Annotated in this window: 13 protein-coding genes and 2 pseudogenes; 5 read left to right on the forward strand and 10 right to left on the reverse strand. The window is 71.5% G+C overall.

The window, feature by feature from the left end:
• Positions 1-113 precede the first annotated feature (113 nt).
• Positions 114-404, forward strand: a pseudogene (locus OG953_RS15035) (SAM-dependent methyltransferase); the annotation flags it as partial.
• Positions 405-444: 40 nt separating this feature from the next.
• On the opposite strand, the gene OG953_RS15040 reads toward OG953_RS15035, so the two are convergent.
• On the reverse strand, positions 445-3906 hold the full coding sequence (locus OG953_RS15040; protein ID WP_405684712.1) for an ATP-dependent helicase: 3462 nt from the start codon (positions 3904-3906) through the stop codon (positions 445-447).
• Between the two features lie 211 nt (positions 3907-4117).
• The gene (locus tag OG953_RS15045) at positions 4118-4528 is read right to left on the reverse strand and encodes an MGMT family protein (RefSeq protein ID WP_405684713.1); all 411 of its coding nucleotides are present in this window, start codon (positions 4526-4528) and stop codon (positions 4118-4120) included.
• Positions 4529-4749: 221 nt separating this feature from the next.
• On the opposite strand from OG953_RS15045, the gene OG953_RS15050 reads away from it, so the two are divergent.
• From OG953_RS15050 to OG953_RS15065, 4 genes and pseudogenes are all read left to right on the forward strand, one after another.
• On the forward strand, positions 4750-7530 hold the full coding sequence (locus OG953_RS15050; protein WP_405684714.1) for a YbhN family protein: 2781 nt from the start codon (positions 4750-4752) through the stop codon (positions 7528-7530).
• A 140-nt stretch (positions 7531-7670) separates the two neighbouring features.
• On the forward strand, positions 7671-9275 hold the full coding sequence (locus tag OG953_RS15055; RefSeq protein ID WP_405684715.1) for an alpha/beta hydrolase: 1605 nt from the start codon (positions 7671-7673) through the stop codon (positions 9273-9275).
• A 141-nt stretch (positions 9276-9416) separates the two neighbouring features.
• Positions 9417-9707 carry a hypothetical protein gene (locus tag OG953_RS15060; protein WP_405684716.1) on the forward strand — a complete coding sequence of 97 codons (291 nt, stop codon included), beginning with the start codon at positions 9417-9419 and terminating at the stop codon, positions 9705-9707.
• A 30-nt stretch (positions 9708-9737) separates the two neighbouring features.
• Positions 9738-10184: pseudogene (locus OG953_RS15065) on the forward strand (alpha/beta hydrolase); the annotation flags it as partial.
• 270 nt (positions 10185-10454) lie between these two features.
• On the opposite strand, the gene moeZ reads toward OG953_RS15065, so the two are convergent.
• The 8 genes from moeZ to OG953_RS15105 all read right to left on the reverse strand — a co-directional run bounded on the left by moeZ (position 10455) and on the right by OG953_RS15105 (position 20910).
• A complete protein-coding gene (gene moeZ / locus OG953_RS15070) occupies positions 10455-11633 on the reverse strand; it encodes an adenylyltransferase/sulfurtransferase MoeZ (protein ID WP_405684718.1) in 1179 nt (392 codons plus the stop codon).
• Positions 11634-11718: 85 nt separating this feature from the next.
• Positions 11719-12543, reverse strand: a complete 825-nt coding sequence (locus tag OG953_RS15075) for a spherulation-specific family 4 protein (RefSeq protein ID WP_405684719.1) — start codon at positions 12541-12543, stop codon at positions 11719-11721.
• The gene (locus OG953_RS15080; protein ID WP_327369728.1) at positions 12531-13496 is read right to left on the reverse strand and encodes an NAD-dependent epimerase/dehydratase family protein; all 966 of its coding nucleotides are present in this window, start codon (positions 13494-13496) and stop codon (positions 12531-12533) included. The genes OG953_RS15075 and OG953_RS15080 overlap by 13 nt, the downstream gene beginning before the upstream one ends.
• Positions 13497-13677: 181 nt before the next feature.
• Positions 13678-14736, reverse strand: a complete 1059-nt coding sequence (locus OG953_RS15085; protein WP_405691840.1) for a hypothetical protein — start codon at positions 14734-14736, stop codon at positions 13678-13680.
• A gap of 562 nt (positions 14737-15298) precedes the next feature.
• Complete coding sequence (locus tag OG953_RS15090; RefSeq protein ID WP_405691842.1) at positions 15299-17134, reverse strand: glycosyltransferase; 1836 nt, start codon at positions 17132-17134, stop codon at positions 15299-15301.
• Between the two features lie 190 nt (positions 17135-17324).
• Positions 17325-18944, reverse strand: coding sequence for a dipeptide ABC transporter ATP-binding protein (locus OG953_RS15095; protein WP_405684720.1), 1620 nt, complete (start codon positions 18942-18944; stop codon positions 17325-17327).
• Positions 18941-19930, reverse strand: coding sequence for an ABC transporter permease (locus OG953_RS15100; protein ID WP_405684721.1), 990 nt, complete (start codon positions 19928-19930; stop codon positions 18941-18943). The genes OG953_RS15095 and OG953_RS15100 overlap by 4 nt, the downstream gene beginning before the upstream one ends.
• A complete protein-coding gene (locus tag OG953_RS15105; protein ID WP_405684722.1) occupies positions 19927-20910 on the reverse strand; it encodes an ABC transporter permease in 984 nt (327 codons plus the stop codon). The genes OG953_RS15100 and OG953_RS15105 overlap by 4 nt, the downstream gene beginning before the upstream one ends.
• Positions 20911-20912 lie beyond the last annotated feature (2 nt).

The raw sequence follows: 20912 nt of genomic DNA on the forward strand, positions 1-20912 counted from the left end.
GTCGCCCGGTGGTCCGGGTCCGGACCGCCTTGAGCGCCGATCGCCTCAACTCCTTTGCGAGGGCGGCCTCATGAGCACTCGCCGCATCCGGCCTCGACGTCTCCGGCCCGCACCGGCGCGTCGATACGACCGAGGCGCATCCGGCCCGGGTGTATGACGTATTTCTCGGTGGCAAGGGCAACTACCCCGCCGACCGTGAGGCGGCGGCCGCCGCGCTCGCGGCCGATCCGCGCGGCTGCCTCGATGTCCGGCACAACCAGGACTTCGTGCGCCGTGCAGTGACCTCCCTGGTCACCGAAGCCGGGATCCGACAGTTCCTTGACGTCGGCAGCGGGCTGCCGACGCAGGAGAACGCGCACCGGATCGCCCAGCGGATCGCCCCGGACCCCCATGTCGTCTACGTCGTGGTGGCCCTCGAGCCATGACCGAGCGGCCGGAAGGCTCTCACTCCAGGATGTGACGGCCCTCCGGTTGTGCGCTGCACGAGGCACGGAAGGTGCAGTGCGTGCAGTGCTGGCCGGTCGTGGGGGTGAACCGTTCGTCCAGGACCCGGCCGGCGGCCGTGGCCAGCAGGTCGGAGACCCACTCGCCGGAGAGAGGTTCCTGGGCCTGCACCTTGGGAAGTGCGTCGCCGCCCTCCTTCTTCGGGGCGGGCTGTCGCAGCTGTACGAGTTCCGCGCCGCCGGGGACGGGGCGATCGCCGTCGAAGATCTCGTCGACCGCCCCTTCCCGGACGGCCAGCTGGTACACGGCGAGCTGGGGGTGGCGTGCGACCTCGTCCTTGGTCGGGGACTGCTTGCCGGTCTTGAAGTCGACGACGTACGCCCGGCCCTCGGCGTCCTGTTCGACGCGGTCCATGGAGCCGCGGATCCGTACCTCGTACTCCCCCGCTTCGAGCGTCACGTCGAAGTCGTGTTCGCTCGCGGCGGGGGTGCGGCCGGTGCGGTCCATGACGTGCCAGCGCAGGAAGCGTTCGAGGGCGGCCCTGGCCTGTTCCTTCTCCTGCTGGGACTTCCAGGGGGCGTCGAAGACGAGGCCGTCCCAGACCGAGTCCAGCCGCTCCATCAGGACAGCCAGATCGGCTGGGGTACGCCCGGAGGCCACCTCGTCGGCGAGTACGTGGACGACGTTGCCGAAGCCCTGTGCGGCCGTCGCCGGGGCGTCCGCCTTCACCTCGCGGCCGAGGAACCACTGGAGCGCGCAGGTGTTGGCGAGCTGGTCGAGCGCGCTGCCGGAGAGGGACACGGGCTGGTCCCGGTCGCGGAGCGGAACGGCGGAGCGGGTGGGCTCGTACAGGCCCCACCAGCGGTAGGGATGGGCCGCGGGTACGAGCGGCTGGCCCTCGTCGTCGGTGAGCGCGGCGAGGCGGGCAAGGCGGTGGGCGGCCTCCTCGCGCAGGGCGTCCGAGGCGCCGGGGTCGACGGTGGTGGCGCGGAGTTCGGCGACGAGCGCGGCGACGGCGAGCGGTCGGCGCGGTCGGCCGGTGACGTCGCGCGGTTCGACGCCGAGCTCGGTGAGGAAGCGGGACGGCTGGTCGCCGTCGTCGGCGGGCGCCTTGACCGCGGTGACGACGAGACGTTCGCGTGCGCGGGTCGCAGCGACGTAGAAGAGGCGCCGTTCCTCGGCGAGGAGGGCGCCGGGAGTGAGCGGTTCGGCCAGGCCGTCGCGGCCGATCCGGTCCGCTTCGAGGAGCGAACCGCGGCGGCGCAGGTCCGGCCAGAGCCCCTCCTGCACCCCTGCGACGACGACGAGGCGCCACTCCAGGCCCTTGGACCTGTGCGCGGTCATCAGCCGTACGGCGTCGGGTCGCACCGCGCGCCTGGAGAGGGTGTCGGCGGCGATGTCCTGGGCGTCGACCTCCTCCAGGAAGTTGAGCGCGCCGCGCCCGCCGGTGCGTTCCTCGGCGCGGGCCGCGGTGTCGAAGAGCGCGCAGACGGCGTCGAGGTCGCGGTCGGCGTTGCGGCCGCCCGCACCGCCCCGCAGCGTGGCACGCTCCAGCCGCCCCGGCCACGGGGTGCCGGCCCACAGCTCCCACAGGGCTTCTTCCGCGGTACCGCCGCCTTCGAGAAGCTCGCGCGCCTTGCGCAGGAGCGCGCCGAGGCGCTGGGCGCCGCGGGCGTACGCCGGATCGTGCGCGACGAGCCGTTCGGGCTCGGCGAGCGCGCGGGCCAGCAGGTCGCCGGAGGGTGCCGGTACGCGATTCCCGGCGGCCCGCTCCTCGTCGCGCAGGGCCCGGCCGAGCCGACGCAGGTCGGCCGCGTCCATGGAGCCGAGGGGGGAGGTGAGGAGGGTCAGGGCCGTCTCGGTGTCCAGCCAGGAGGGCGCTTCGGGGACGAATTCCCGGCCGGGAGCCTTTTCGGGGTCCTGGCCGGGAGGAGCCGGGGCCTCCGCCTCCGTCCCCTCCGAGGCCGGGGCCTCCGCCTCCGTCTCCGCACCCGGCGCACCCCGGCGCAGCGCCGCTGTGGCGACCGCGCGGAGGGCCGTCAGGAGCGGGGCCACCGCCGGTTCATGGCGCAGGGGGAGGTCGTCGCCGTCGACCTCCACGGGGACGCCCGCCGAGGTCAGGGCCCGGCGCACCGAGGGGATCGTGCGGCCTCCGGCCCGTACGAGCACCGCCATCTCGTTCCATGGAACGCCGTCCTCCAGATGCGCCCGGCGCAGCAGATCGGCGATGTTGTCGAGTTCGACGGAGGCGGTCGGGTAGGTGTACGTCTCCACGGTTCCGCCCTCGCGGACCGCGGCGAGCTCCCGGTGGGCGCGGACCTTCGCCGAGGGCAGCCGGGTCAGCGGCATCCGACGGGTGAGCAGCCGGGTGGCGGCCAGCAGCTGTCCGCCGGAGCGACGCGAGGTCGTGAGGACGCCGACCGGTGCCGGGGCGCCATCCGCACGCCGGAACATCTCCGGGAAGTCGAGGATGCCGTTCACATCGGCACCCCGGAACGCATAGATCGACTGGTCCGGGTCACCGAAGGCGATCAGGTCCCGGCCGCCCCCGGCCCCCGGGGCGCTCCCCCGGTTGCCGGCCAGTGCATGCAGCAGCCGCACCTGTGCCGGGTCCGTGTCCTGGTACTCGTCCACGAATACCGCGTCGTACTGCCCGGCCAGCAGCGCCGACACCTCGGGGCGTTCCGAGAGCAGCACGGCCCGGTGCACCAGCTCCGCGTAGTCCAGCACCCCCTGTGCGTCCAGCACATCCAGGTACTCGGCGAGAAACTCGGCGGCGGCGCCCCAGTCCGGACGGCCGGTGCGGCGGGCGAAGTCGGACAGCGCGTCCGGGCCCAGGCCCAGCTCGCGGCTGCGGGCGAGCACCGCCCGTACCTCGTCGGCGAAACCGCGCGTGGTCAGACAGGCCCGCAGCTCGTCCGGCCAGCGGATGTGCGCGAAGCCGTCCTGTTCCAGTTCGAGCTGGCCGGCGAGCAGCTCACGGACGGTGACGTCCTGCTCCGGTCCGGAGAGCAGCCGCATCGGTTCGGCGAAGAGGTCGGCGTCCTGATGGGCGCGGACCAGTGCGTAACAGAAGGAGTGGAATGTGGTGGCCTGTGGACCGCGGGCGGCACCGAGCCGGCCGGCCATCCGGTCGCGCAGCTCCACGGCGGCCTTGCGGCTGAAGGTGAGGACCAGGATGCGGGCCGGGTCGCCGCCCCGTGCGACACGTCCGGCGACCGCCTCCACGAGCGTGGTCGTCTTGCCGGTGCCCGGTCCGGCAAGCACCAGGAGCGGGCCTCCGGGGTGGTCGACCACCGCACGTTGCGCCGCGTCCAGAAGGGGGGGATCCACGGAGCCCGGCGGGGTGCGCACCAGTCGGTACGCGCCCGCGGTCCTCCCCCTACGCCCCTGCGGGCGTGGGGGGACCCCCTGCCGTGCCTGCCGGTGCGGACTGTGCCGGGTGAAGGAGGAGGAGCTCACGTGGATCGCCGGTCCTGGTGGGTGTACTGGTGCTGAGGGTGCGGTGCGTGCCGCGAACTGTCGACGCTACGCCAGCGGGGGCGCGCTCCGGGGCGAGTCCGCTGCGTGCCTCGTCACGTTCCGCGTCACGGGGCTGTCGCGTATCGCTTCGTGTTCCACATCACGCGCCGGGCCCGGCGCCGCCCGTTGCGCCCCCGAATGGCCCAAGCTGTCAGATGTGAGCATCTCCGCCCTTGTCCCTGTCCGCGTCCGCGCCCGCACCGCCGGTGACGCCGTCCCACCGCGCCCGCTTCATGTCGAGTCTCGGCAGATGGCCCTCCGCGCTGCGCGACGCCTCGCGCAGCGGGGTGCTCTCCTCGCGGTAGTGGTCCAGCGCCCGCAGTTCGTGGCCTGGCAGCAGAGCCCCGTCTGCGCGCACCACGCGCCACCACGGCACCGCGGCCCCGTACAGCGCCATGACCCGGCCGACCTGGCGCGGGCCGCCGTCGCCCAGCCACTCGGCGACATCTCCGTACGTCATGACACGGCCGGGCGGAATCAGCTCGGCGACATCGAGCACCCGCTCCGCGTACTCCGGCAACTCGTCGATCGTCCGGTCGCCGCTCGTCCGGTATTGACTCATCCGGCCCATCCTGCCGTACGCCACCGACAGCCCGGCCCGGTCCGTGTGCGCCCTTTCACGGGGCGTGCGTGCGGGAGCAAAGGAGCGTATCTTGCGCTTCGCGTGTCCGCGCAGTGCATCCTGATGCCCTCCTCTGTCGCCGGGCCGTGCCACCATCGTGCGGGCGGTGACCGGTGATACGAGAACACGAAGACCAACCAGAGGCGACGAAGGAGCAGGGCGTGCAGCCACCCAAGGCGGCGGACGCCCCTGAGGCCGAGCTGTACCCGGACGCTTCGGACGGACCCGCCGAGAAGCCCGCTGCGGAGCAGGAAAAGTCCGGTGCGGAGCAAGGGGAGGTCCCCGAGCACCTGGTCGGCTCGACGCTCTCGTCCGCCGCGGCGGAACAGGCCGAGCGCGTCTCGGGAGACGAGCCGCTGCTCGCCGCCCGGGTACACCGCCCCTCCGATCTCATGCGGCTCCTCATCGGGGTCCTGGCGATCGCCGTCCTGCTCTCGGTCATCGCGTTCGCCCACGGCACGACCACCGGTCTCGAGCAGGACATCAACAAGGGAACCGGCCAGGCGCCCGACATCCTGATCAAGACCGGCGGTCTGGTCTCCAGCATCGCCGTGCTGCTCGTTCCGGTCGCGTTCGCCATCGAGCGGCTGATCAAACGCGACGGACTACGGATCGCGGACGGCGTGCTCGCCGCCGTACTGGCACACGGCGTCACGCTCGCCACTGACCTCTGGGTGGCCAAGTCCGCCCCCGGCACCATTCAGGACGCCCTGACCCAGCCGCAGCCCGGTGACGGGCTCACCGATCCCGTACACGGCTATCTCGCCCCCGTGATCGCCTATATGACGGCGGTCGGGATGGCGAGACGGCCGCGCTGGCGGGTCGTGCTGTGGGTGGTGCTGCTGCTCGACGCGTTCGCCATGCTGGTCAGCGGCTATACGACCCCGTTCTCGATCATCCTCACCGTGCTGATCGGCTGGACCGTGGCGTACGGCACGCTGTACGCGGTCGGCTCGCCGAACGTACGGCCGACCGGTCAGCATCTGATGGCCGGTCTGCGCCATGTCGGCTTCCACCCGGTCACCGCGATGCGCGCCGAGGACGCACCCGAATCCGGCGATCAGAACGACCGCGGGCGCCGCTATCTGGTCACCCTGGAGGACGGGCCACCACTCGATGTGACGGTCGTCGACCGCGAGCAACAGGCCCAGGGCTTCTTCTACCGGGTGTGGCGCAGGCTCACCCTGCGCGGCATCACCCAGCACCGCTCCATCCAGTCGCTGCGTCAGGCTTTGGAGCAGGAGGCGCTGCTCGCGTACGCGGCGATCGCCGCCGGGGCCAACGCACCCAAGCTGATCGCCACCTCCGAGCTCGGGCCCGACGCCGTGATGCTGGTGTACGAGCACATCGGCGGCCGTTCCCTGGACGCGCTGGAGGACTCGGAGATCACCGACGAGCTGGTGCGCGGGGCCTGGCGCCAGGTGAAGGCGCTCCAGTCGCGGCGGATCGCGCACCGCAGGCTCACCGGCGACGCCATCCTGGTCGATCGTTCCGGCAAGGTGTTCGTCACCGATCTGCGCGGCGGCGAGATCGCGGCCGGTGATCTGGTCCTGCGGATGGATGTCGCTCAGCTGCTGACCACCACGGGTCTGCGGGTGGGTGCCGAGCGGGCCGTCGCCGGTGCTCTGGACGTGCTCGGCCCCGATGCCGTCGCGGACTGTCTGCCGCTGCTCCAGCCGATCGCACTGAGCCGCTCCACCCGGGCGACCCTGCGCCGGCTCGCCCGGGAACGCTCGCAGCGCGAGCGCGAGGCGGTGCTCGATGCATCGGACGCGGCCAAGCGTGCCAGGGCGCTCGAACACGGGGTGGCTCAGGAGACCTCCACCGCCGGTCCGGTGCCGGACCACAAGGCCGCCCGCAAGTCGCTGCGCAACCAGAAGCAGGCCGAGAAGCGGGCCATGGGCGACGCGCTGGAAGAGGCGCGCGAGGAGGATCTGCTCTCCCAGATGCGGCAGCAGGTGCTGCTGATCCGGCCGCAGGCACCGGTCGAACCGGTACGGCTGGAGCGCATCAAGGCGCGCACCCTGGTCAGCTGCATCGCCGGCGCCATCGCCGCGTACTACCTCCTCTCGCAGGTCACCCAGGCCGACTTCGGTGCGGTCGTCGAGCAGGCGGAGTGGGGCTGGGTGGCGGCCGCGGTCGGATTCTCGGCCCTCAGCTATGTCGCAGCGGCGATGAGCCTGCTGGGCTTCGTGCCGGAGCGGGTGCCGTTCGGCAGGACCGTGCTGGCGCAGGTCGCCGGGTCCTTCGTGAAGATCGTCGCCCCTGCCGCGGTCGGCGGTGTGGCGCTGAACACCCGATTCCTGCAGCGCGCCGGGGTGCGTCCGGGCCTCGCCGTGGCGAGTGTCGGCGCCTCGCAGCTGTTCGGTCTCGGCTGCCACATTCTGCTGCTGGCGGCGTTCGGCTATCTGACCGGTACCGAGAAGACCCCGTCCTCGCTCACTCCTTCCAGGACCGTGATCGCCGGGCTGCTGACGGTCGCGGTGCTGGTGCTGGTGGTGACGGCGGTTCCGTTCCTGCGGAAGTTCGTGGTGACGCGGGTGCGGTCGCTGTTCGCCGGAGTCGTGCCGCGCATGCTCGACGTGGTGCAGCGGCCGCAGAAGCTGCTGACGGGCATCGGCGGAATGCTGCTGCTGACCGGCCTGTTCGTGATGTGTCTGGACGCGTCGGTCCGGGCGTTCAGCGGCCCGGACGTGCCGCATCTCAGTTACGCGAGCATCGCGGTGGTCTTCCTGGCCGGTAACGCGCTGGGGTCGGCGGCGCCCACACCGGGCGGAATGGGCGCGGTCGAGGGCGCGCTGACGCTGGGGCTGATCGCGGTCGGCCTGCCGAAGGAGGTCGCGGCACCGGCCGTTCTGCTGTACCGACTGCTGACGCTGTGGCTGCCGGTGCTTCCCGGCTGGCTCTGCTTCAACCATCTGACCCGCAAGGGCGAGCTCTGACCCGCAAGGGCGAGCTGACAGTTCCTCAGCCGCAGCGCGCGCCTGGCCGCAAGGCCGATCGGGCGACCGGGGAGAGCCCCGGCCACCCGCTTGGACCAGTGCCTCGTGCACGGGTCCGGTTCCCACCGCACGATGGGGCCATGAGGACCTCTCCCGCCCTGCGTGCCGCCGCTCTCGCCGCCGCCGTCACCGTGCTCCTTCCCATCACCGCCTGCTCGGAGAGCGGCAACAAGGACGACCCGGACGGGCCGCCGCGCTCTCCGCTTTCGGCGAATGCCGCCGAGGCGAGCAACTCCGGCGACCTCGTCTCCCAGAAGCTGACGTGGAAGCCCTGCCCGGCCCCGTCCCCGGCACAGGGCGGCGGAAAGGCCCCGTCGCCCCTGCCCGACGGCACCCCCTGGGAGTGTTCCTTCATGAAGGCCCCGCTCGACTACGCGAATCCGGGCGGCGAGACGATCGAGCTGGCACTCATCCGGGCCAGGGCCAAGAATCCGGACAAGCGGATCGGCTCCCTCATCTTCAACTTCGGCGGCCCCGGCGCTTCCGGCGTCGCCACCCTGCCCGCCTTCGGCAACGACTACGACAAGCTCCGCGCCGGCTACGACCTGGTCAGCTTCGACCCGCGCGGGGTCGGCCGCAGTGCGGGCGTGGAGTGCGAGACCGACCGGCAGCTCGACGCCCGCTACGAGACCGACGCCACCCCGAACGACAGCGCCGAGGTGAATGCCTTCGTCGAGGACACCAAGACCTTCGCGTTGGCCTGCAAGAAGAACTCCGGCAAGGAGCTCCCCTACGTCGGCACCACCGACGCCGCCCGCGACATGGATCTGATGCGTCAGGTGCTCGGCGACAAGAAGCTGTACTACTTCGGCATCTCGTACGGCACCGAACTGGGCGGCGTCTACGCCAACTTGTTCCCGAAGAACGTCGGCAGGTCGGTGCTGGACGGGGTGGTCGACCCGACCCTGGACTCCGAGCAGGCCTCGCTCGGCCAGGCCAAGGGGTTCCAGCTCGCGCTGGACAACTTCACCGAGGACTGCGTCAACCGCGGCGCCGCCTGCAAGCTCCCCGGTTCCACCGGGAAGGAGGTCGAGCAGGGGATCTCCGGCCTTCTCACCCGGCTGGAGAAGAAGCCGATCCCGGGGATCGGGTCCCGGCAGCTGACGCAGACCCTGGCCACCACCGGCATCGCGGCCGCCCTCTACTCCAAGGAGACCTGGCCGCTGCTGGAGCAGGGAGTGGACGAGGCCGACGGCGGGGACGGCGCGCTGCTCCTCGCTCTCGCGGACTCGCTGAACGGCCGTGAGGCCGACGGTCGCTACGACAATTCGATGGCCGCCAACACCGCCATCAACTGCGCCGACTCCAAGCAGCGGTTCACCGCGGACCAGACCATGGCGAAGCTCCCGGAGTTCCAGTCCGCCTCACCGGTCTTCGGTGACTATCTGGGCTGGGGTCTGATGGCCTGCACCGGCTGGCCGGTGGCGGGCGCCTGGGAGACCCCGGACGTCAGCGCCCCGGGCGCGGCCCCCATCCTCGTCATCGGCACCACCGGCGACCCGGCGACACCGTACAAGGGAGCGAAGGCGATGGCCGACGCGCTGGGCAAGGGCGTCGGTGTGCAGATGACGTACGAGGGCCAGGGGCACGGCGCGTACAACAGCGGCAATGCCTGTGTGCAGAAGGTCGTGGGCAACTATCTGCTGAACGGCAAGGTTCCGGCGGCCGGGACGGTCTGCAAGTAGTTCACCGTCTCGGACGGCCCGGGCCCTGTCGTCGACCTGCCGTCATCGCCCCCACGGCAGAAAGCAGTTCGACAACAGGACCTAGCATGGGCGCACTTTCTGTACGTCGTATGTACAGGCACATCGGGGAGGGACGTACACGTGGTCGGACACGCACGCACCGGGGCTCTGGCGGGCGTCGCGCTTCTGCTGACGGGGCTGCTCGCGGGCTGTGACGGGGGTACGGACGACAAGCCGGCCGACAGGACGGACCGCAGTGCGGCGTCCTCGCCCGGCCGGTCGTCCACTCCGAGCGGGCAGCCCGGCATGCCCGAGCTGCCCGCCGCCCTCACCTCCCAGCGGCCGGACTGGAACAGCTGCGATGCCCCCGCGGGCGGCAGCGCACCCGGTGACGACTGGCTGTGCGCGGCGGTCAAGGTGCCGCTGGACTAAGCGAAGCCGGACGGCGACACCATCGGGATCGGCCGTGACGAGAAGGGGCACTACGACACCCAGAACCACTCGCAGCGCGCCATCTCCTGCGCGGACAGCAAGCTCCGGCCGACGGCGGCCGAGGCCAGGGCCATGCTGCCCGAGTTCCGGAAGCTGTCCCCGGTGTTCGGCCCGTTCCTGGCATGGGACACGGCCGGCTGGTGTGCCGAGTGGCCGGTGAAGGGTGAGCACGACAACCCGGAGGCGAGCGCTCCGGGCTCCGGTCCGATCCTGGTGGTCGGTACGACCGGTGACCCGGCGACGCCCTACGAGGGTGCGCAAAAGATGGCGGACGAGCTGGGCAAGGGCGTCGGCATCATGCTCACCAACAAGGGTGAGGGGCACGGCGCGTACGGCGAGAGCACGTGTGTGACGTCGACCGTGAACGCGTACTTCCTCGACGGAAAGGTCCCGGCGGACGGCAAGACCTGCTCGTGACGCGGGACGTGTGCATGCCGAAGGGGCCGGTCCGCAGTACGCGGACCGGCCCCTTCGGCATGCTGAGCGTTTAGACCGACCGGCAATTGGGGGGTGGGTGAAGGAGCGGGGCTGGGGTGCGTGCATCGCAAGGCGGAGGATTGAGCCATGGCGAATGGGGCCTCCCCTGCTCGAGCGAAGCCGAGAACTCGGGGAACATGGTGATTGACGACAACGCCGCGAGGTGCGTGCCCCAGCCCCGTGACGCCGCCCCCCAATTGCCGGTCGGTCTCAGTACACCGGCTTCTCGGGCTCGATCTGGTTGACCCAGCCGATCACGCCGCCGCCCACGTGCACCGCGTCGGCGAAGCCCGCCGACTTGAGGACCGCGAGGACCTCGGCGCTGCGGACACCGGTCTTGCAGTGCAGGACGATGCGCTTGTCCTGCGGGAGGTCCTGGAGGGCGTTGCCCATCAGGAACTCGTTCTTCGGGATCAGCCGGGCGCCGGGGATCGAGACGATCTCGAACTCGTTCGGCTCACGGACGTCGATGATCTCGATCTTCTCATCCGTGTCGATCCACTCCTTGAGCTGCTTGGGAGTGATCGTGGAGCCGAGCGCCGCCTCCTGGGCCTCCTCGGACACGACGCCGCAGAAGGCCTCGTAGTCGATGAGCTCGGTGACGGTCGGCTTCTCGCCGCAGACCGCGCAGTCGGGGTCCTTGCGGACCTTGACCTGGCGATACTGCATCTCCAGGGCGTCGTAGATCATCAGCCGGCCGACCAGCGGGTCGCCGATACCCGCGAGCAGCTTGATGGCCTCCGTGACCTGGATGGAACCGACCGAGGCACAGAGCACCCCGAGCACGCCGCCCTCGGCGCAGGAGGGGACCATGCCCGGCGGGGGCGGTTCCGGGTAGAGGCAGCGGTAGCAGGGGCCGTGCTCGGACCAGAAGACGGACGCCTGACCGTCGAACCGGTAGATCGAACCCCAGATGTACGGCTTGTTCAGCAGTACGGCTGCGTCGTTGACCAGATAGCGGGTGGCGAAGTTGTCCGTGCCGTCCACGATCAGGTCGTACTGGGCGAAGATGTCCATCACGTTGTCGGCTTCGAGCCGCTCCTCGTGAAGGACCACATTCACGTACGGGTTGATGCCCAGCACCGAGTCCTTGGCGGATTCGGCCTTGGAGCGGCCGATGTCGGCCTGGCTGTGGATGATCTGGCGCTGCAGGTTCGACTCGTCGACCTCGTCGAACTCCACGATGCCGAGCGTGCCGACACCGGCGGCGGCCAGGTACATCAGGGCCGGCGAACCGAGACCGCCGGCGCCGACACAGAGGACCTTTGCGTTCTTCAGCCGCTTCTGTCCGTCCATCCCGACATCCGGGATGATCAGGTGGCGGGAGTACCTGCGGACCTCGTCGACGGTGAGCTCAGCAGCTGGCTCGACCAGGGGTGGCAGCGACACAGGAACCTCAACAATGCAGGTGGTCGGTTTCTACGTACTTCATCTACGTACGGTTGTTCTTGCCGTAACACTGCCACGCCCCTTCTCATTCCGAGATACCCGGTCCGATCCGCGAGACGATTTCGTCCCAGTACCTGGGCAGCGCCGCGAATGGGTCTGTTCGCCCGTGTCGGTTGTCCCGGTCCGTGAAGAAGATCGTGCCCGCGCCCTGCCAGCGGGCGATGCGCATGGCCTCTTCGAGGTGGGTGCGCGGGACGCCGTGGACGAAGTGCGCGAACCGCTCCGGCGGATAGGCGGCGGTCCACTCCGCCACCTGCGACCAGCGGTAGTCGGTCCACGGTCCGGAGAAGGTGACCAACTGGTCGGCGGCCTCGGCATAGCCCGGATGCGGATGGGTGCCCGGCCCCAGCACCAGCAGCCCGCGCTCCTCCCTGTGGTCACCGTGTTCGAGAAGCGTGGCGAGTGTGCTGGTGAGACGGCGGACCGCTACGAGGTCGGTACGCCCGGCCGGGCACCGGCCGAGATAGAAGCCGTCGACGCGGTACCAGTCGATAAAGGACTGCGCGTCGGCGATCAGCTCGCCGAAGGGGCGGCTGCCGAAGGCCAGATCGAGGTGGCCGAGCAGTCGGCCGCCCGCCGCCCGAATGGAGTCCTGCGGGGTTTCGCCGTGCACGGCCCGCTCCCGCGCGTTGCGGAGCCGGCCCGCGGCCTCCAGACAGTGCGGGTCGGGGCGGGCGCCGGGGCCGTTGTCGATGTTGAGGACCGCCCAGTGCAGCGGGGTGCCGGGGCGGGTGAGCTCGGCCCATTCGGTGGGGGCGAGCAGCGGATGCGCGTAACCGGGGACGCCGAAGCCGAGTTGTTCGGCGCCGCTGGTCCGGTGGGCGGTCTCGGTGGGGGTCAGATACGGCACGCCGCCTCCATCCAGATGTCGGCGAGGGACTCCTCCAGATTGATCCGGGGGCGCCAGCCGAGCCGGTCCCTGGCGGTGCGGACGTCGGCCTGCTGCCAGGCCCCGCAGCCGTCCGGGTAGGGGGAGGGGGTCGCCGAGAGATGCTCGATGACCGACTCGGTGGAGGCGCGCGGGGCGCCGATGGGCAGCCGGGGCGGGGGCGCGTCGAGTTCGTGGAGCGCGCCCGCGTATCCGGCGACCCTGGCGAGGACGGCGGCCGCGTCCCGGAGCCGCACGGCGCGACCGGTGCCGATGTTGACGACGCCCTGCGCGGCGGAGAGCGAGGCGGCGTGCACGGCGCGCGCGACATCACGTACGTCGACGAAGTCGCGCTGCACCCCGAGCCCGCTGAGCTTCAGCTCGCCGTCGCCGGACTGCATGGCCCGGCGCATCGCCTCGGCGAGCCTGCCGAGCGGGGAACCGGCCGGGGTGCCGGGGCCGACCGGGGAGAAGACCCGCAGCACGACCGCGTCGAGGCCGGAGCCGAGGACGAGCTCGGTGGCTGCGAGCTTGCTCACGCCGTACGGGCCGCCGGGGCGCGGAATTGCGTCCTCTGCGGTCGATGAGCCGGGCTGCGAGGGCCCGTACTCCGACGAACAGCCGACCTGGACGAGACGGGCCGTACAGCCGCTGCGCCGCATTGCCTCGCAGACGGTGGCGACGGCGACGGTGTTGTGGCGGGTCAGATCGCGGGCCCCGCCGCGGGTGGCGCCCGCGCAGTTGACGACGACCCCGGGGTGGACGGCGTCCAGGAAGCGGGTCAGCGCCCCGGGGCTGCCGCCGGCGAGGTCGAACCGTACGTCGGCGTCGTCGCCGCGGCCGAGCGCCGTGAGGTGCACGGCGGGGTCGGCGAGGAGACGGTCGGCCACGAACCGGCCGAGGAATCCGTTGGCTCCGAGCAGCAGCACCCTCATCGCGCGCCCCCTCGGTGCCGACGGCGGGCTGCCGGTGCGGGGGATTGGGGGGTCATGTCCGGTGTCTCCTTGAGGAAGTGTGGTGCGGTACGGGGGAAGGACCCGCGGCGTCGGCTCCGCGGGGGCGTGCGGGTGGTTCGTATGCGGGGGTGGAGCGGTGGTGCGGCTTCGGTCGCGCGGGTTACGCGGTGTTGCGGGTTTCGTCGCCGGGTGTGGCGTGGGCGGATGCCCGGGAGAGGGCGATGGTGGCGGTGATCAGCAGCCCGAGCGCGGCTGCGCCACAGGCGACGGCGGGTACGGCTCCCGTGCCGGCCGCCACGACAAGGGCATCGACGGGGCGGGCGAGGAAGTGCAGACCGGGCAGCCGCCCGGCCAGGACCAGGGCGGGTGCCAGCGCTTCGAGGGCGCAGGCGGCGGCGAGTCCGACGGCGGCGGGTTCTGGGAAGCCGTGCACGGTCAGCAGCCGGGCCAGCAGGAGCAGCACACCGAGCGCGGCCGCCCCGACGAAGGCGCCGCCGCCCCCGTACCCCAGATGCGCGACGTAGAGCAGCCCGGCGAGGACGCACAGGTGGAGTGCGACGGCTCCGAACAGCAGGGGGCGCACACCTGCGGCGAACTCCTCCAGTGCGCGGCTGCCGATGAGTTTGCGGTGTGCGTGTACGGAGAAGAGGTGCGCGCACCAAGCGGCCGGGGCGACGGAGAGGGCCAGCCCCAGCAGCGGTGCGGGGGTGAGCGTCCAGGGGCCTTCGGGGCCGCCGCTGAGTACCTGGTCGAGCAGCGCTTCGCCGTACAGGACATAGCCGAGGAGCCAGCAGCCGTACACATGGGCGGTGCCGGAGGACCGGCCTTCGGCGTGCAGGGGGCCGCTGCGCAGGCTGAGGACGAGTCCGACGATGCCGACGAGCGCTCCGGTGAGGGCGATCGCAAGCCGTCCCTGGCCTCCGAGCACCCCCTCGGTAAGCCTCAGTGCGCCGGCGGTCGCGATGCAGGCCGCGCCCGGCACCAGTGCGCGGAGCGACCAGGCGGCGCGCGTCTCGGTGTCGCGATCCGGCGCGCGGAGCGCTGTTGCGGGCTCCCCCGCCACGGCGGGTACCCGGGCGAAGAGCTCCTCGGCGAGCGAGAAGACATCGCGGTGCCGGTAGCGGGCGGCGGCGCGGTCGGTGACACCATGGGCTTCGAGCCCGGCGGCGATCTCCAGCGGATCGACGGCCCGCTCGCACAGCTCGCGATGGCGGTGCATCAGCGATTTCACAGGGTCGGCGGGACCGCGGCGCGAGGCGTTGAGCTTGCGCGCCGAAGCGGCGCGCGCGATCTCGGGGGCGCGGGGAGTCGCGGCCCCCTCTGCGGAAGTCTGCTCTGCGGAGGTCCGCTCTGCGGAGACCTGCTCTGCGGCGGTGTGCCCTGCGGCGGCTTTCTCCGTGGCCGCTTTCTCTGTAACTTTCGGTGCGGAGGAGGACTCGGCGTCCGGAGCCGTGAGGGGACCGGCCTCGGCCGATACGTCACCGGCCTCGACGCCCCGAGAAGCCTCGTTCCGAGCAGCATCGTCCGGCACGCCCACGGGCTCGACCGCAGCTGCCGCCACCGCTGCCGGGTCCGGGGTCGGCGGGCCCCACACCGGCTCCGAGGTCTCGGCGACGAGCGCCCCCGAGCGGAGGTCCCAGCTTCCGCCGGTGGTCGGTGTGGCGGGTGCGTCGGACACCTCGGTCGGGCCGCCCATGGTGATTCCTCCGTGATCGTCGCCGACTGCGTCGGACCGTCCCGGCCCGCCGCTTCGGCCCGGCCCGGCCGTCCCCTGTTGCTGTTCACACATCGCCGCCACCCGCTCCCCGCGCTCCCGCGCAGATGGTCCTGGGCTCTGCGGCCCAGCTGGGTGTGCGGTCGGCCGTGCCTGCCGGGGCGGGGCCCGAGGCCGTCCACGGGACCTGGACGTGCGCCTCGGGCGGAGTGGCGAACGGGCGCGGTTCGCCGTCGGCGTTCACCGTGTCGGCTTCCCTGCGCACCGGTGTGTGCGAGATCAGCTCCAGGTAAATGCCGCGAAATGCCGCGAGGTTCTGTTCGACGGTGAAGAGTTCGAGCGCGCGGGCGCGCGCCGCCGCTCCGAGCCGCGCGCGGCGCTCGGGGTCGCGCAGCAGTGCGAGACAGGCGTCGGCGAGCGCCCTGGGATTGCGCGGGGGCACCACGAGCCCGGTACCTCCGATGACTTCGACCACCGCGCCGACGTCCGTCGACACCGTGGCCCGTCCGCAGAACATCGCCTCGACGAGGCTGATGGGGAAGCCCTCGACAACGCTGGAGAGGACGACGACCCCACCCGCCGCATAGGCCTCCGACAGATCCGGCACCTCGGCTCCGCCGATGTCCTCGAAGGAGACCGGGTTGTCACCGACGGCGTGTGCGTCCGTGGCCTCGTCGGGGAACAGTTGGGCGGCGAGTGCCCGGCAGTGCGCGAGATAGGTGGCACCTTCCGGGCCCTGCGCCGGAGCGCCGATGATCCGCAGCCGGGCATCCGGTTCGGCCTTCCGCACCTCCGCGAAGGCGTGCAGCAGCGCGATCAGGTCCTTGGCGGGCTCGATCCGGCCGACCCAGACCAGCGTGTCGTCGGGACCGCTGTCGCCGCTCTCCCCCAGGACCGTGAACCGGCCGGACTCCATGCCGGGGTGGACTGTGCGCAGCTTCTCGCGCTCGGCACCGCACCGTTCCTGCCAGCGGCGGGCGTGGGTGTTGCCGGGGGTGACGATCGCGGCCTGCCGGTACACCTCGGTGGCGAGCCGTCCGTGGAAGTTGGCGAGCAGGGCGCGTACCGGCGCACTCAGGGGGGTGTCGGTCACTGCGAGGTAGTGCGCCCGCAGTTGCACGCTGTGCTCGGTGACCAGCAGCGGTACCCCGAAGAAGCGTTTGGCCAGCAGCCCCGGCAGCGCCGCGGCACCACCGGATGTGGCGTGGCAGAGGTCGACCGCGCCGAGGCTCTCCTCGTCGTACCAGTCGAGGGAGAGCGGGCGCAGTACCAGGGCGAGCTCCCGGGCGAAGGCGAGGAAGTCGGGGACGGTGGCGGTCTGGACGGTGCGCCCGGTGCCCGGGGCACGGCAGGCGGCTTCAAGCACGCGTACGGCGGTTTCGGAGCGGAGCGCCGCTGGGAGCCCCCCGTGTTCGCGGGCCAGCTCGGCCAGTCCGTACAGGCCGTCCGTGAACTGCGCGTCCGCCACTCCGGCGGCCGTACGCCCTGTACGCCCGCCTTCGCTCCGTTCACCGAAACCCGCGCCTGCGGCATCGTCCTCGCCGCTCGTCGCACCCGCCGTGCAGACGGAGGTCGCGAGAGCCGTGAAGTACGCCGCGAAACGCTGTCTTTCGCGCCGTCCGTACGAGCGTCCGCCCCCGCCCGTCATCATCCGGGCGAGCAGCCCCTTGGAGGCGTGGGTGCCCAGGATGTCCTCGTCGGCCGTCCACAGCGGCACCGTCCGCACCCGGCCGACCGGTGCCGGAAGCCGGACCCAGCCCTGCGCTTCCTGTTCGGCGGAGCGGCTGAGCGCGAAGAGATCGAACTCGTGCTGCGAGAGTCCGCGCACCAGACGGTCGCACCAGAGTCTGGACTCACCGGTCGCATACGGATAACCACCGTCGGTGAGGAGTCCGATCCGCACGAGCACACCCCCGATCTCCCTTGTGGTCGGCCGCCGTTGGAACAGCGACTCACAGCGGGACGACCGTAAGCGGATACGCCGGTGGCGCGACGGACGGTTGTCCGTCGCGCCACCGAAAGGGGTGAACCGTCGTAACTTTCCCGCCCCGATGGCGTTCTGTCGCGCTATGGGAGCGATCGGTCACGCAGGGTCAGGCCGCGGCCAGTTCCTTGCGGGCTGCGCGGCGCACTGCCGCGAGCGCCGGATCGAGCGCGGGAACGGCCGCCAGGAGCTGCTTGGTGTACGGGTCCCGGGGGTCTCCGTACACCTGGTCCGCCTCGCCCTCCTCGACGATCCGGCCCCGTCGCATGACGGCGACCCGGTCGCTGACCTGCCGTACGACGGCGAGGTCGTGAGCGATGAAGACCAGAGCAAGCCCCAGCTCCCGCTGCACCTGCGCCAGCAGGGCGGTCACCTGGGCCTGGGTCGTCACATCGAGTGCGGAGACGGCCTCGTCGCAGACGATCAGTTCCGGCTCGGCGGCCAGCGCCCGTGCGATCCCGACGCGCTGGCGCTGTCCGCCGCTGAACTCGTGCGGGTAGCGGTCGTACTGCTCGGGGTCGAGCCCGACCCGCTTCAGCAGATCCCGTACCCGGGACCGGATCACGACCTCGTCGCGCTCCCCGGAGGCCCGCAGCGGGTCGGCGACCGATTCGCCGATCGAGCGGCGCGGGTTGAGGGAGGAGACGGGGTCCTGGAAGACCATCTGCACCCGGGCCCGGCGGGTGAGCCGCCCGGAGGTGGGCTCCGACAGTCCCACGAGCATCCGCCCGAGGGTGGTCTTTCCGCTGCCGCTCTCGCCGACGATGCCAAGGGTTTCGCCACGCCGGACTGTGAGAGAGACACCGTCGACGGCGGCGAGGGCGGACTTGCCCCTGCCGAACACCTGCCGGACGTCGACGGCTTCGACGAGCGGCTCACTCCCGACGAGTTCCTCACCATGGACGGATGCCTCGCCCTCGTCCGCGGCCGGCTTCTCGTCCGAGGCCGCCGGGCGGGCCGGAATGCGTGGCACCGCCGCCAGCAGCGCCTGCGTGTACGGCTCGCGCGGCGCCACGAGCACCTCGCCCACCGGCCCCCGTTCCACCGCCCGCCCCGACTGCATGACCAGTACCTCGTCAACCGATTCGGCCGCCACGCCCACGTCATGCGTGACCAGCAGCAACCCCATGCCCGTCTCCCGCCGCAGATTGTGCAGCAGATCCAGGATCTGGGCCTGGACGGTGACGTCCAGGGCGGTCGTCGGCTCGTCGGCGATCAGCAGCTGGGGTTCGCAGGCCAGGGCCATCGCGATCAGTGCCCGCTGCCGCATCCCGCCGGAGAACTCGTGCGGCCGGGACCGGGAGCGCCGTACCGCGTCGGGAATCCCGACCCGGTCCAGCACCTCGACGGCCCGGGCCCGCGCCACACGCCGGGAGGCACGGTTGTGAACCCGGTACACCTGGGCGATCTGGTCGCCCACCGCGTAGTACGGGTCCAGCGAGGACAACGGGTCCTGGAAGACCATCGCCGCCTTCGCGCCCCGCAGGGAACGCAGTTCCGCGTCGTCCGCCGCGGTCACGTCCACCCCGGCGACCCGGATCGAGCCGCCGACCCTGGCCCCGGTCCCCCGGTGCAGTCCGAGCAGGGCGTACGCCGACGCGCTCTTGCCGGAGCCGGACTCACCGACGACGCCGAGTGCGCCGCCGGCCTCCAGCGAGAACGACAGCTTCTCCACCGCGCGTACGTCGCCGAACGAGATCGAGAGATCGCAGACTTCGACCAGGCTCATGCCAGCACCACCCGTCGGTCGGCCATCGCCTGCAGAATGTCCGCGACGGCATTGGCAAGGACGACGAAGAATCCGGTGACGAGCACCAGACCGACGACCACCGGAAGGTCCACGTGCTTCACGGCGTCGACGAGTTCGCGGCCGACCCCCGGAATCCCGAAGAGGGATTCGGTGAGTACAGCGCCGCCGAACATCGAGCCGATGTCCAGTGCGCCGAGCGCGATCACCGGCGCCAGCGCACCGCGCAGCGCGTGCCGCCCGACGAGCGCCCGCTCGCTGACCCCGTACGCCCTGAAGGTGCGCACATGGTCCTCGGCCAGGGTCTCCAGCATCGAGGCCCGGGTCATCCGGGCGTACGGGGCCGCGGACACCAGCGCCAGCGAGATCCAGGGCAGCAGCAGGTTCCAGGCCCACTGCTCGGGGTTCTCGGTGAGGGGCACATAGTCCGGGAACGGAAGGATCTGGAGCGCCGTGACCAGGATGATGATCAGCAGCAGGCCGATGACGAAGACCGGTGTGGCCATGCCGGCCAGAGTGATCCCGGTGAGGATGCGCTCGGTCAGCCGCCCGCGCCGCCACACCGAGAGCAGCCCGGTGCCGACACCGAGCAGCATCCACAGCACGAAGGCGCCGACGGCGAGCGAGGCGGTCGCCGGGAGCTTGGCCAGGATCAGCTCGGTGACCTGCTGGTCGCTCTGGTACGAGAGCCCCAGGCAGGGCGCCTGGCAGTGCAGCATCCCGGTTCCGGTCGAGTAGTCACGGCCGGCGAAGAGCCCCTGGAGGAAGTGCGCGTACTGCATGTACAACGGGTCGCCCAGGTGCAGTTGTTCGCTGACCTGTGCCACCTGCGCGGGCGAGCAGCGCGGACCACAGGCGATCTGTGCGACGTTGCCGGGGGCGACGTAGAAGGCCGCGTAGACGACGATGCTGAGCGCGAGCAGCACGAAGAGCGCCCCGCCGAGGCGCCTGAGCAGGAACCACCTCATGCCTCGGCCTCCTTCTTCCGGCCGGTGCCGATCCGCAGCCGGGATTCGGCGCGTGGGTCGAGTGCGGTGCGTACGCCCTCGCCGAGGACGGTCAGCGCCAGCACGGTGACGAAGAGCAGCAGGGCGGGGATCAGCAGATAGGTGGGCGCCGCCTGGTACCAGGTGTCGGCGTCGCTGAGCATCTGCCCCCAGGAGGGTGTGGGCGGCTTGATGCCGACGCCGAGGAAGGACAGGGCCGCTTCGACGACGATGTCGGCCGGGAAGAGCAGCACGGCGTACGTGATGACGGGCGCGGCCAGTGCGGGCAGCAGTTCGCGCCTGGCGATCTGCCAGGAGCCCCAGCCGCTGAGCCGGGCGGCGGAGACATGGTCGAGCGATTTCAGCGCGAGCGTCTGAGCGCGCACGATCTTCGAGATGCCGGACCAGCCGACCAGGCCGATGATCACGGCGATCAGGACCGGGCGCGGGAAGCTCGTGGGGACGACGGCGAGCGCGCCGAGCGCGATCACCATGACGGGCAGCGCGACCACGACGTCGGTGACCCGGCTGAGTGCCTGGTCGACGAAGCGGTTGCCGAGCCCGGCCGCGAGACCGACGCCGACCCCGATGATCACCTGGAGCAGGGTGGCGGCGAGCGCGACGCCGAGCGAGACCCGTGCCCCGTAGACGACGCGTGCGAACAGGTCGCGTCCGGTGAGCGGTTCGACGCCGAGCCAGTGCTCGGCGCTGATCCCGCCGAAGGAGCCGAGCGGTACCCCGCCGGTGGCGGAGTCGACGAAATCCGGGTGGTACGTGGTGGGGTCCTGGCCCTCGATGCCCGCGAGCAGCGGTGCGGCGAGCGCGATCAGGATGAGCAGGGCGACGACGACGGCCGCCACGAGGGCCTCGCGCCGGGCGCGCAGCCGCCGCCAGAACGAATGGGCCCCGGAGTCGGGGGCCTTGACGGCCCCCGACTCCTCGGCCAGTAGAGCTTCGGCCATGG

Source organism: Streptomyces sp. NBC_00057 (genome assembly GCF_045041165.1).
Taxonomy (GTDB): Bacteria; Actinomycetota; Actinomycetes; order Streptomycetales; family Streptomycetaceae; genus Streptomyces.

Bases quoted from the DNA above. Each gene is read 5' to 3' on its own strand.
- OG953_RS15080 (WP_327369728.1), bottom strand. From the start codon at position 13,496: ATGAGGGTGCTGCTGCTCGGAGCCAACGGATTCCTCGGCCGGTTCGTG.
- OG953_RS15055 (WP_405684715.1), top strand. From the start codon at position 7,671: ATGAGGACCTCTCCCGCCCTGCGTGCCGCCGCTCTCGCCGCCGCCGTC.
- OG953_RS15100 (WP_405684721.1), bottom strand. From the start codon at position 19,930: ATGAGGTGGTTCCTGCTCAGGCGCCTCGGCGGGGCGCTCTTCGTGCTG.
- OG953_RS15105 (WP_405684722.1), bottom strand. From the start codon at position 20,910: ATGGCCGAAGCTCTACTGGCCGAGGAGTCGGGGGCCGTCAAGGCCCCC.
- OG953_RS15045 (WP_405684713.1), bottom strand. From the start codon at position 4,528: ATGAGTCAATACCGGACGAGCGGCGACCGGACGATCGACGAGTTGCCG.
- OG953_RS15085 (WP_405691840.1), bottom strand. From the start codon at position 14,736: ATGCACCGCCATCGCGAGCTGTGCGAGCGGGCCGTCGATCCGCTGGAG.
- OG953_RS15095 (WP_405684720.1), bottom strand. From the start codon at position 18,944: ATGAGCCTGGTCGAAGTCTGCGATCTCTCGATCTCGTTCGGCGACGTA.